Source organism: Microbacterium sp. GW821-FHT01D02, assembly GCF_059422585.1.
The window spans coordinates 771,641-783,380 of the sequence record NZ_JBWKXB010000001.1 but is presented as its reverse complement, the minus strand read 5'-3'; the positions used below and the strand labels follow the sequence as shown (position 1 = coordinate 783,380).

The window sequence follows — 11,740 nt, the reverse complement described above, 5'->3', positions numbered from 1 at the left end:
TGCCATGGGGGGAACCCCTGAGCGACCCCTGATTCCGGGCCGGGGAGGACCCGGATGACCCGTGCGGATGATTGGATGGCGACATGTCCTCTTCGGCGCACGCTTCCGCGCGACCCCCGCGCGTGGCTGCTCCGCCGCGCCCCCCGCTGACCCGCGACCGCGACTGTCTGGTGGCGGGCGTCAGCGCGGGCCTCGCACGACACCTGGGCGCGCGGGTGTGGGTGGTGCGAGCGCTCTTCGTCGCCCTGACCCTGTGCGGCGGCGCCGGCATCCTCCTCTACGCCTGGTGCTGGATGTTCACCCCGTGGGCGGAGGGAGAGGATGCGCCGACGCGACGCGTCCCGGTCGCCTGGCTTCTGCTCGCACCGGCCGCCGTCGGGATGCTGGTGGTGCTCGTCTGGCGTGGCGGCAGCGACTGGCTGAGCGGATCGATCCCGCCCGGCCCCGCCGCCCTGGTCGTGGCGGGCACGGTGGCGTGCGCGACGGGTGCTGGACTGTGGGCGACGCTGATCGACCGCACCGACACCGCCCGCGGCCCGCGGCACACGATGAGCATCCGGATCCTCTCGATCCTGCTGCTCGCCCTGCTCTTCTCGGTCCTGCTGTCGTGGCCCGTCGCCCGATCCGGAGTGGCGCTCGTGCTGGTCCCGCTCGCCGGGCTCGCCGCGGTGATCTCGTCCACGCTGATCCCGCGGTGGCGCGAGCTCTCCGGTGAGCGCATCCGCCGCATCCGCGAGGAGCAGCGCAGCCAGATGGCGGCCCACCTGCACGACTCGGTGCTGCAGACGCTCGCGCTGATCCAGAACCGCGCGGGCGCCTCCAGCGAGGCCGCGCGACTCGCGAGGGCGCAGGAGCGCGAGCTGCGCGCCTGGCTGTACGACGGCGACGCACCGGCCGACAGCGACCTGCCGACCGATCTGCGCGACTATGCCGGTGCGCTCGAACTCGACTACCCGGTGCGGATCGATGTCGTGTCCGCCGGGCTGTCGGCCGAGCGCGCGAGCGGAGAGCTCGCGGCGGCGGCGAGGGAGGCGATCCTGAACGCCGCCCGTCATGCGGGTGGCGAGATCTCCGTCTACATCGAGGGCAGCGCATCCGGTGTCGAGGTCTTCATCCGCGATCGGGGCGCGGGCTTCCAGCTCGACGACGTGCCCAGCGACCGTCTGGGCGTCCGCGAGTCGATCATCGGCCGGATGCGCCGAGCCGGCGGCACGGGCGCGGTCCGCAGCGATGAGAACGGCACCGAGGTGCACCTCCGCATCACGACGGGGCTTCCGCACGACCGCACCGCCGGGCGACCGGCATCCGCACGGGAGGAGAACCGTGGCTGACAGCATCCGGGTCGTGATCGTCGACGACCACTCGATCTTCCGCTCCGGCCTGCGTGCCGATCTGGACGCGAGCGTCGAGGTGGTGGGGGAAGCGCCCGACGTGCCGTCCGCGATCGCCGTGATCGCGCAGACGCAGCCGGATGTGGTGCTGCTCGACGTGCACCTGCCGGGTGGGAGCGGTGAGGACGCCACCGGCGGGGAGGACGTGATCCGCGGGTCTGCGCCCACGACGGCCCGGTTCCTGGCGCTGAGCGTGTCGGATGCCGCGGCGGATGTCGTCCGGGTGATCCGCGCCGGTGCGAGGGGATACATCACCAAGGGCTCGTCCGGCATCGAGGTGAGCAGGGCCGTGCACGCCGTGGCCGAGGGGGATGCGGTGTTCTCGCCGCGGCTCGCCGGTTTCGTGCTCGATGCGTTCGGCGCGGTCGCCGGGGAGACCGCGACGGCGACGGACGAGCTCGACCGGCTGTCGGCGCGCGAACAGGAGGTGATGCGCCTCATCGCCCGGGGCTACGCCTACAAGGAGGTCGCGTCCGAGCTGTTCATCTCGATCAAGACGGTCGAGACGCACGTGTCATCCGTGCTGCGCAAGCTGCAGCTGTCGTCGCGGCATGAGCTGACAGCCTGGGCGTCGGAGCGACGCCTGCTGTAGTCGGTGCGAGGGGTGGCTGCGGTCAGGCCGCGAGCCACAGCCCCTTCTGATCCGTCGCGATGGTGAGCCCGGCGGCGACGGTCTCGTCGTCGCCGATGCGTGCGCCGCGGACGATGCGCGCTCCGGCGCCGACGTCGGTGCGGACGCCGACGTAGGCGTGATCGCCGATCGCGGCACCCTGGCCGATGTGCGCGTGCGCGTCGACGAACGCGCCCTCGCCGATCACGGCGTCTTCGTCGATCCAGGCGCCGCGGGCGATGGTCGCCCCGGCGCCGACGCGCGCGCCCGGTTCGATATAGGCACCCGCCTCGATGTGCGCCTTCGGATGCACCTTCGCGCCATGCGCGACGAGACCTCGACCGTTCGCGTGCTTGCGGTAACGCAGCGTCGCTCCCTGGTCGTTCTCGATGTCGACGTAGTTCTTACCCACGATTCCTCCCGTGCTCCGGAGTTCTCCGGATATATCAACAACCACGGGTGGGGCGGATTCATTCCCTCGGATGGATGTGGTCACCGCTGGCAGGACGGGCACCAGAAGGTGAGGCGTTCGCGAGTCGGATCCGCGCCCTGCTCACCCCGTCGGATGAGGGTGCCGCAGCGGCGGCACGGGCGCCCGGCACGGCCGTAGACCCACGTCGCCTGGCCGGGGCGATCGATGCCGGTGAAGGTCCGATTGCGGCGGTCGCGGTTGGCGCGGATCGTGCGGACGCCGAGGTCGAGGAGCGCGGCGACGTCGACCTCAGGTGTGGGCGTGGTCGGCAGGATACCGCGCAGGAACAGGAGTTCTGCGGCGTACTCGTTGCCGAAGCCGGCGACGTTGCGCTGGTCGAGGAGCGCCACGTGGATGCTGCGGTTGTCGGCTCCGAGCCGCCGCACGGCCTCCGCCGCGTCCCAGTCGTCGGCGAGGGGATCGGGACCCAGGTGGCCGACGAGCTGAGCTTCGTCGCGGGTGGGCACGACCTCGATCTCGGCGATGTCGACGCCCACGGCCTCCCGCTCGGCGGTGCCGACGATCGCGCGGACCTTGAAGGCCGGATGCCGCCACCTCTCGCCGGCCCGGTAGACGAACCAGACACCGTCCATGCGCAGATGCGAATGCAGTGTGCTGTCGCCGATGCGCATCAGCAGGTGCTTGCCGCGCGGGGCGACTCCGTGCACGGTCTGCCCGGTCAGATCGACCGTCGCGGCCTGAGGCACCCGCAGGTCGAACCGCGTGACGTCGGCACCGGCCAGCGCCTCGTCCAGGCGCCGCGCGGTACGGAAGACGGTGTCGCCCTCGGGCATCAGGGAGCCTCGCGGGATGCCGGGGATGCCGGGGATGCCGGGGATGCCGGGGATGCCGGGGGTGCCGAGGGCGCCGGCGGTGGCGGCCAGGAGCCGGAGCCCGGGGTCATCGCACCGGTCGCAGGGCTCGCGACGCTCGGGGCACCGGTGCGTGCGAGCATGTCGCGGGCGAGCATCGTGCTGCCGGCGACCGCTGCGGGCATGATCGCGACCGCACCACCGGGGATCAGGAAGCAGAGCTGGGTCGCGACACCGAAGCCGAGCACGCGGGCGCGGCTCCCGGAGAAGAGCGCAGCCCGATCGGCGGGACTGAGCTCGCGCGCGTCGAACGCGCGCCCGGTGAGCTCGCGGGCGAGCAGGCGGCCGGTCAGGACGACACCGGCGATCGGGCCGAGGAAACCTCCGACGGCCGGGATGAGGCCGATCAGCAGGACGAGGATCGCGATCAGGATGCCGAGCAGCACCAGTCGCAGCCCCTCGCCGAGAGTCGTCCAGAAGCTGCCGCCGTCGGCCGGGGGAGCCTCGCCGAGGTCGGCCTCGACCGCGTGCCAGATGCGCTGGTAGAACGGGTCGCCGATGGTCAGCGTGAGCGCGCTGAAGACGACGCTCGCGAGCGCGAGTGCGGCTGCCACGACCACGAAGCCCACCGCGGCGCGCAGCAGACCCTTCCACGGCTCGAACCACCCCTCGGCGAACGGCGTCAGCCAGGCGGACACCGAGGGCATGCCGATCACCAGCGGCACGAGCGCGGCGGCGAGGACCACGAGGGCGATGAGCGCGGGGATGAGGCCGAGCCCCATGAGGCCGGGGCGGGTCCGCCACAGGCCGAATCCGCGCAGCAGCGTGCGGATGCCGGTGGCGAACTCTCGGATCATGGCTTCCAGCGTAGGCGCATCGTCAGACCGCCTTGCGGAGGGTGTAGCCCCGCGGGGTCGCCACGAATCCGGCCTCCTGGAGGGCCAGCGCCAGTTCGGTGCCGTAGACGCCGTCGCCGTTGACCTTCTCGACCGTCAGGGTGTCCAGGCGACGGGCGCGCGCGGTGGCCGCGAGGTCGGACGCGGCGGCGCGCAAGGTCTCGCCGTCGTCGCTGAACGACAGCACCGTGCGCCCCCCGCGTTCGAGGGAGAGCACGAGGGCGCCGTCGACGAGCACGACCAGACCGCCCGCCTTGCGACCCGGACGGTGGGAGACGCCGTCGAGCTTGGGCCAGCCGAGCGCTGCGCCGTAGGGGTTGGCGGGGTCTGTCGCGGCGAGGGTCACGGCCTTCCGCGGCGCCGGGTCGGCGAGCCCGGCGTAGGTGCGCAGCCGGTCGACCGTGGCCGAGGCGGCGAACTGCGCGGCGCCGAGCTTCTCGATCACATAGCCGCGTCGGCAGTGCCCCGCCTCCTCGAAGCCGGCCAGCACCCGATACGCCTGGGCGAAGCCGCCGGGCACCCCCTCCGCCTGCACGGCACCGCGGGTGACGACGCCGTAACGGTCGAGCAGGAGACCGGCGGTGACGGTCGCGCGGCGGGCGGCATCCGTCTCGAGCATCGGCAGCAGCGACCAGCGCCCCCCGATCGACGGAGGCCGCGGGGCGGCGGAGCCGGTGAAGGACACGCCGCGGTAGGTGCGGGCGCGGGGTGCGCGGCGCTTGACCTTGTGCGCCTGCGAGCCGCCGGCGAGCAGCGACCGGATGGGGGCGAACGTGTCGTTGGTCACATAGCCCGACCAGGTCAGCGACCACAGCGCCTCGAGCACGGACTGCTCGTTCTCGGCCGCGGCCATGTCCTTCAGCTGCGCGGCGAAGTAGGCGCCGCCGACGTCGAGCGCGATGAGGATGCGCGACTCCAGGGAGTCCGATGCGATCTCGGCGTCACGCTCCGGGAGGGTGAACGGCGCGAGATCGACCGGATGCAGCGACACCCAGCCGTCGCGCCCGGGGAGCGTGCCGTGGCCCGACCAGATCACCTCGCCCGCCGCCGTGAGCTCGTCGAGCATCGCGGGGGAGTAGTCGCGCACCCGGGAGGGCAGGACCAGCGACTCCCAGGCGCTCGCGGGGATCGGCACCCCGGCGAACTGCTCGATCACGGTGAGCACACCGTCGACGCCCTCCAGCGGCCGCCCGAGGTGCTGCCAGTCGGGGAGGAAGCGTGCGTACGCCTCGGGGGAGACCGGCTCGACCGACCCGCGGATGGCCGCGAGCGAGCGCATCCGCAGCCGCCGCAGCACCTCCGTGTCGCACCATTCGATCGCGTCCCCGCTGCCCGCGGCCTCGGGGAGGAAGTAGCCGCTGGTGAGCCGGCCCGTGGTCTCCAGGCGCTGCAGCGTGTGCCGGGCGACGGCGGCGCCGAGTCCGAACCGGGAGGCGATCGCGTCCGTGGTGAAGGGTCCGTGGGTGCGCGCGTGGCGGGCGACGAGGTCGCCGAGCGGATCGGCGACCGGCTCGAGGAAGGCGACCGGGATGCCGGTGGGCAGCGCGGCGCCGAGCGCATCGCGCAGTCGACCCGCATCCTCGATCGCGGCCACGCGGGGAGCACCCGCGATCGTGACGGGGATCGCCCGACGCGCGGTGATGAGGTCGTCGAGCAGAGCGGCGGGCGAGGTGCCATCGATCGATTCCGGATCGAGGCGGGCCGCGACCTCCTCGGCGTCGAGGGGGCCGAGCATCCGCAGCAGGTCGGCGACGCCCTCGAGCCCACGGGCGCGGCGCTCGGGATCGAGGCGCTGGGCCTCCCGCTCGAACTGGGCGATGACCTCGGGGTCGAGCAGCTCGCGGAGCTCGACCGTGCCCAGCAGCTCGCCGAGCAGCGCGGGGTCGACCGACAGCGCGGCCGCCCGGCGCTCGGCGAGGGGCGAATCGCCCTCGTACATGAACGCGCCCACGTAGCCGAACAGCAGGTCGCGGGCGAAGGGCGACGGCTGTCCGGGCTCGGTCTCGACCAGGCGGATGCGGCGGTCGGCGATCGACGTCGCGAGCTTGCGCAGCGAGGGCAGGTCGTAGACGTCCTGCAGCACCTCGCGCAGCGTCTCCAGGATCACCGGGAAGGTCGGGTGCCGCCGTGCCACCTCGAGCAGCTGGGCCGACCGCTGCCGCTGCTGCCACAGGGGCGTGCGCTTGTTCGGGTTCATGCGGGGCATGAGCAGCGCCCGTGCCGCGCACTCGCGGAAGCGGGAGGCGAACAGGGCGGAGCCGCCCACCTCCTCGGTGACCAGGTGCTCCAGCTCGTCGGGGTCGAACACGAACAGCTCGGCTCCGGGCGGCTCGGCCTCGGCATCGGGGATGCGGACGATGATGCCGTCGTCGCTCGCGACGGCCGATCCCTCGACGCCGAGGCGCTCGCGCACCCGGGCGTTGATCGCCAGCGCCCACGGAGCGTGCACCTTCATGCCGTACGGGGAATGGAGGATCACGCGCCAGTCGCCGACCTCGTCGCGGCCGCGCTCGACCGTGAGGGTGCGGTCGGTCGGGAGCGTGCCCGTCGCCTCGCGCTGCTCGGTCAGGTGCGCCATGAGGTTCGCCCGTGCCTGCTCGTCGAGACCCGCATCGATCAGTCTCTGGGCGGCTTTCTCGGGAGTGGCCGCCGACACCTCGCGGGAGAAGGCGCCGAGGGCCTCGCCGAGTTCGAACGGGCGGCCGATGCCGTCGCCGTGCCAGAACGGCACCTTGCCCGGCTGGCCGTAGGCGGGGATCACGTTGACGCGGTCGTGGGTGATCTCGGCGATCCGCCAGCTCGTCGTGCCGAGCGTGAACACGTCGCCCACCCGCGACTCGTAGACCATCTCCTCGTCGAGCTCGCCGACCCGGGCGCCGGTCGTCTCACCGGCCACGAAGACGCCGAACAGGCCGCGGTCGGGGATGGTTCCGCCGCTGGTCACCGCGATGCGCTGCGCCCCCGGGCGTCCGGTCAGCGTGCCCGCATCGCGGTCCCACACGAGTCGCGGCCGCAGCTCGGCGAACTCGTCGGAGGGGAAGCGCCCGGCCAGCAGGTCGAGCGTCGCCTCGTAGGCCGAACGGGGGAGCGACTGGAACGGCGCGGAACGGCGGACCGTCTCGAACCACTCCTCCACGCTGATGGCGCCGAGTGCGCTCGCCGCGACGGTCTGCTGGGCGAGGATGTCGAGCGGATTGCGCGGCACCTGGATCGCCTCGATCTTGCCCGCCAGCATCCGCTCGGTGACGATCGCCGTGTGCAGCACGTCGCCGCGGTGCTTCGGGAAGAGCGCGGCGCGGCTGATCTCGCCCACCTGGTGCCCGGCGCGGCCGACGCGCTGCAGACCGGACGCCGCGGACGGCGGGGCCTCGACCTGGATCACCAGGTCGACCGCGCCCATGTCGATGCCGAGCTCGAGGCTGCTCGTCGCGACGACGCACCGCAGCACCCCCGACTTGAGCTCCTCCTCGACCTGCGCGCGCTGCTCCTTCGACACCGAGCCGTGGTGCGCCTTGGCGAGCACCGGATCGGCCCCGGCGGTGGCTCCGGCCTGCGCCATCATGGCCGCGGGCACGGTCGCGGCCGGCAGCTCGACGCCGATCCGCTCGGAGTAGATCTCGTTCAGGCGACCGGTGAGGCGCTCGGCCAGGCGACGCGAGTTGGCGAACACGATGGTCGAGTTGTTCTGCAGGATGCGGTCGACGATCGCCTCCTCGACGTGTGGCCAGACCGACCCGGTGACCTCGGAGTACTCGGCGTCTTCCGCATCCCCTGGCACGCCGGGAGGGGGTGGCGGGTTGGTCATGTCGTCCATCGGCACGACCACGCCGAGCTCGAAGGTCTTGGACGCGGGCGGTGCGACGATCTCGACCGGTGCCGATCCTCCGAGGAACCGCGCGACCTCGTCGATCGGGCGGACCGTGGCCGAGAGCCCGATCCGCTGGGCCGGCGTCTCGGTGCCGTCGGCACGGCGCAGGGCGTCGAGCCGCTCCAGACTGACCGCGAGGTGCGCACCGCGCTTGGTGGCGGCGACGGCGTGCACCTCGTCGATGATCACGGTGTGCACGCCGCGCAGCGTCTCGCCCGCGCGGCTCGTGAGCATGAGGTACAGCGACTCGGGGGTCGTGATCAGGATGTCGGGCGGATCGGAGACGAGCTTGCGGCGGTCGCTCGACGTGGTGTCGCCCGAGCGCACGCCGACCGTCACCGCGGGGGCGGGGATTCCGAGCCGCCGGGCCGACTGCCCGATGCCGATGAGCGGGGAGCGGAGGTTGCGCTCGACATCGACGCCGAGCGCCTTGAGCGGCGAGATGTAGAGGATGCGCGTGCGCGGCTCGCCCTTCGCGGGAGGGGTGGTCTCACCCATGCGCTCACGGAACACGCTGTCGATCGCCCACAGGAACGCCGACAGCGTCTTGCCCGAGCCGGTCGGGGCCACCACGAGCGCGTGCTTGCCCGCGGAGATCGCATCCCAGGCCCCCGCCTGCGCGGGCGTGGGCGCGGGGAACGCACCCCGGAACCAGTCCTGCGTCGCGGGGGTGAAGCGGTCGAGCACGTCGCTCATCCCTCCATCTTCGTCGACGGCACCGACATCGGGGTCGGACATCGGGGTCGGACATCGGGGTCGGACATCGGCCGCGACGAGGCCACGCCTGCCCGGGTCGAACGGTGATTCGGCCGGGCAGGCGTGACTCGATCGTGCGGCTGCGACGTCACCCGACCTCGTGCAGCGCGCCCTCGCCGTCGATCTCGAGGGTGAGGTCGAGGTCGAGCCGGCGCAGGAACGCGTCGTCGTGGCTCACCACGAGCACCGCACCGCGGTACGCGCGCAGAGCTTCGACGAGCTGGTCGACCGTGTCGAGGTCGAGGTTGTTCGTCGGCTCGTCGAGCACCACGAGGTGCGGAGCGGGGTCGGACAGCAGCAGCTTCGCGAGGGCGACCCGGAAGCGCTCGCCGCCCGAGAGCGCCGCCACCGGACGCTCGGCGGTCGCCCCGCGGATCAGGAATCGGGCGAGCCGGTTTCGCAGCTCCTTCTCCGGAACCTGGGGCGCCGCGGCGGCGATGTTCTCGAACACCGAGCGCGTCTCGTCGAGACCGTCGACCCGCTGCGGCAGGTAGCCGATCAGGTCGGTGTGCGCCTCGGCGGACAGTGCGCCGATGGTGCCGCCGTCCGTGACCAAACGTTCCAGCAGCGTCGTCTTCCCGGCGCCGTTCCGGCCGATCAGGGCGACGCGCTCCGGCCCCTGGATCACCCAGGACCGTTCTTCGTCGCCGATCGTCGCGATGCGGCGGCTGCGGGACACCTGCGGGTCGGGCAGCTCGATCTTCATCGAGGCATCCGAGCGCACGCGGCGTCCGGCCTCTTCCCGCGCGGCGTGCGCCGCGTCCTCCTTCGCCCCGACCTCGGTGCGGAGCTTTCCCGCCGACACCTCGGCGGCCATCTTGCGACCGTGCGCGACGATCTTCGGCACTCTCTTCTCGATCTCGGCCTTCTTCGCGGTGCGGCTGCGGTGGGCGAGCTTGACCTCGGCTTCGATCCGCTGCCGCTTCTCCTTGCGGAGCGCCTGCGCCGCGGTGGCCTCGGCCTGCTTCGCCGCATCCTGCTCGGCATCCAGCCAGGCACGCCACTCCGAGTACGGCCCACCGAACACGCTCAGATCCTGGGCGTAGAGCTCGGCGGTCTCGTCCATCAGCTCGAGCAGCGACAGATCGTGACTCACGACGATGAGCGTGCCATTCCAGGCACGCACCATCGCCGCGAGCTTCGCCCTGGCGTCGCGGTCGAGGTTGTTGGTCGGCTCGTCGAGGAGCGTGATCGGTGCACGGCGCAGGCGGATGCCGGCGATCGCGACGAGCACGGCTTCGCCGCCGGACAGCTCGCCGACGCTGCGGTCGAGGAACTCCGGATCGAGGCCGGCCTCGGCGAGCGACGCCTCGGCGCGGGCCTCGATGTCCCAGTCGTCGCCGACCGCATCGAAGTGGGCGGGGTCGACGTCGCCGGCGGCGATGGCACGCACCGCGTCGAGTGCCGCGGACACCCCCAGCAGCTCGGCGACCCGACGGTCGACGTCGAGCGTGAGCTGCTGCGGGAGGTAGGCGACCTCGCCGGAAGCGGTCACGCCGCCCGAGGTGGGGTCGAGCTCGCCGGCCATCAGTCGCAGCAGGGTGGACTTGCCGGCGCCGTTGCGGCCGACCAGGCCGGTGCGACCGGAGCCGAACGCCCCGGAGATGCCGTCGAGCGCGGTCGAGCCGTCGGGCCAGGTGAACGTGAGGCGGTCGAGGACGACCGCTGCGTGCAGGGTGGTGGGAGTTGACATGAGTGTCTCCTGTCGAGTGCGAGGGTGCACTGACACCGGACCTCTGTCGGGTCCTCGACCGGACGCGGAAGCGTCGCGGGAGGAGGGAGGTCAGCCGTGGAGTCGGCGATCGTCGGGTCAGCGCGCGGAAAGAGGAGCGCGGAGGCGACGGATCAGATCAAAGGACTTCCAGACACGGCGGACAGGACTCCCCGACGATACCCGGGCGTGTCGGCGTTCCGCAACCCCGGGCGTGTCGCGGTTGTCCGTCGAGCGGGGGATGCCGGCGAGCCGACGTGTCCGTACCGTGGAGGCATGGCAGATCATGACCCGAGTCCGCAGGAGTCCCGTTCGCGCATGGGGCTCGGCATCGGGCTCGCGCTCGGAATGGCGATCGGAGCGTCGCTGGGAGCCGCTCTGCAGAACTGGGCTCTCGGCATCGGGATCGGGTTGGCGATCGGCGTCGCGCTCTCCGTCGCCATCACCTCGGGTGGCGGCCGCACACGGAGCGACCCCGGGAGCGAGGCTGAGGAAGACCCTGACGGCGATCCCGACGGCGATCCCGCTGCGTCCGACGAGAAGCCCGAGCGCTGATCAGCTCGCGGCGATCCCGTCGAGCCACTTCGTGAGGAACCGGTGCACGTCGGTCAGCTCCTCCTCCGAGATGCTGTGCGTCAGCCCGGTGTAGACCCGGCCGGACAGGTCGGAGTGCCCGGGCAGCCACTGCGCGGTGTGCGCGACCAGTGCGGGCGGGATGACCTCATCGTGCGTGCCGCGGCCCCAGAACACCGGCGGGCGCAGCTCGGCCAGGGCGTCGTCGTTCGGCAGCTCGCCCGGTGCCGCGTAGCCGCTCAGCGCCACGACCGCCCCGAGGCGGTCCGGCGCGAGCCGCAGTGCCTGCAGCGACACCGCCGCGCCCTGCGAGAAGCCGAGCAGCGCGATCGAGGGGGCGTCTCCGGCGGTGGCGTCGAGCCAGCGCAGGAACGCCTCGGCGGCGACGGTCACGGCCTCGGGGCTGCGGCCGTCGAGCCCGTCGATGGGGTACCAGGACCGGCCCGGCATCGGCCACGGAGGTGCGAGGGGCGCGGCGACGGACGCCACGGCGATGCCCTCGGGGAGATAGGGGATGAGGCCGAACAGGTCGTGCTCGTCGGCCCCGTAGCCGTGCAGCAGCACCAGCAACGGCTTCCCGTCGCGGTCGGCGGACGACCATCGGGTCGCGGTGTCGTCGATCGTCAGGTTCTCGCTCACACCGTCATCCTG

9 protein-coding genes are annotated in these 11,740 nt (G+C 72.5%); 3 read left to right on the top strand and 6 right to left on the bottom strand.

Annotated features, from left to right (window positions below):
* Window positions 1–83: 83 nt before the first annotated feature.
* Both AC07VM_RS03835 and AC07VM_RS03830 read left to right on the top strand, forming a co-directional pair.
* A complete protein-coding gene (locus tag AC07VM_RS03835) occupies window positions 84–1,331 on the top strand; it encodes an ATP-binding protein (RefSeq protein WP_494910034.1) in 1,248 nt (415 codons plus the stop codon).
* Window positions 1,324–1,983, top strand: a complete 660-nt coding sequence (locus tag AC07VM_RS03830) for a LuxR C-terminal-related transcriptional regulator (protein WP_494910033.1) — start codon at window positions 1,324–1,326, stop codon at window positions 1,981–1,983. Before AC07VM_RS03835 ends, AC07VM_RS03830 begins: the two co-directional genes overlap by 8 nt.
* A gap of 22 nt (window positions 1,984–2,005) precedes the next feature.
* Here AC07VM_RS03830 and AC07VM_RS03825 read toward each other — a convergent pair whose 3' ends face one another.
* From AC07VM_RS03825 to AC07VM_RS03805, 5 genes are all read right to left on the bottom strand, one after another.
* On the bottom strand, window positions 2,006–2,413 hold the full coding sequence (locus AC07VM_RS03825; protein ID WP_183150821.1) for a DapH/DapD/GlmU-related protein: 408 nt from the start codon (window positions 2,411–2,413) through the stop codon (window positions 2,006–2,008).
* 80 nt (window positions 2,414–2,493) lie between these two features.
* Entirely contained in the window at window positions 2,494–3,267 is a 774-nt protein-coding gene (locus AC07VM_RS03820; protein WP_494910032.1) for a DNA-formamidopyrimidine glycosylase family protein, read from the bottom strand.
* Window positions 3,267–4,142, bottom strand: coding sequence for an EI24 domain-containing protein (locus tag AC07VM_RS03815; protein WP_494910031.1), 876 nt, complete (start codon window positions 4,140–4,142; stop codon window positions 3,267–3,269). Before AC07VM_RS03815 ends, AC07VM_RS03820 begins: the two co-directional genes overlap by 1 nt.
* 22 nt (window positions 4,143–4,164) lie before the next feature.
* The gene (locus AC07VM_RS03810) at window positions 4,165–8,745 is read right to left on the bottom strand and encodes an ATP-dependent helicase (RefSeq protein ID WP_494910030.1); all 4,581 of its coding nucleotides are present in this window, start codon (window positions 8,743–8,745) and stop codon (window positions 4,165–4,167) included.
* Window positions 8,746–8,893: 148 nt separating this feature from the next.
* The gene (locus tag AC07VM_RS03805; RefSeq protein ID WP_494910029.1) at window positions 8,894–10,498 is read right to left on the bottom strand and encodes an ABC-F family ATP-binding cassette domain-containing protein; all 1,605 of its coding nucleotides are present in this window, start codon (window positions 10,496–10,498) and stop codon (window positions 8,894–8,896) included.
* A 294-nt stretch (window positions 10,499–10,792) separates the two neighbouring features.
* Between AC07VM_RS03805 and AC07VM_RS03800 the strand changes: the two genes are divergently transcribed.
* Window positions 10,793–11,071, top strand: a complete 279-nt coding sequence (locus tag AC07VM_RS03800) for a glycine zipper domain-containing protein (RefSeq protein WP_494910028.1) — start codon at window positions 10,793–10,795, stop codon at window positions 11,069–11,071.
* Here AC07VM_RS03800 and AC07VM_RS03795 read toward each other — a convergent pair whose 3' ends face one another.
* Window positions 11,072–11,728, bottom strand: coding sequence for an alpha/beta hydrolase (locus AC07VM_RS03795; RefSeq protein WP_494910027.1), 657 nt, complete (start codon window positions 11,726–11,728; stop codon window positions 11,072–11,074).
* Between the last annotated feature and the right edge of the window lie 12 nt (window positions 11,729–11,740).

Coding starts and splice junctions, on each gene's coding strand:
- AC07VM_RS03800 (WP_494910028.1), top strand. CDS start 10,793: ATGGCAGATCATGACCCGAGTCCGCAGGAGTCCCGTTCGCGCATGGGG.
- AC07VM_RS03835 (WP_494910034.1), top strand. CDS start 84: ATGTCCTCTTCGGCGCACGCTTCCGCGCGACCCCCGCGCGTGGCTGCT.
- AC07VM_RS03805 (WP_494910029.1), bottom strand. CDS start 10,498: ATGTCAACTCCCACCACCCTGCACGCAGCGGTCGTCCTCGACCGCCTC.
- AC07VM_RS03820 (WP_494910032.1), bottom strand. CDS start 3,267: ATGCCCGAGGGCGACACCGTCTTCCGTACCGCGCGGCGCCTGGACGAG.
- AC07VM_RS03815 (WP_494910031.1), bottom strand. CDS start 4,142: ATGATCCGAGAGTTCGCCACCGGCATCCGCACGCTGCTGCGCGGATTC.
- AC07VM_RS03810 (WP_494910030.1), bottom strand. CDS start 8,745: ATGAGCGACGTGCTCGACCGCTTCACCCCCGCGACGCAGGACTGGTTC.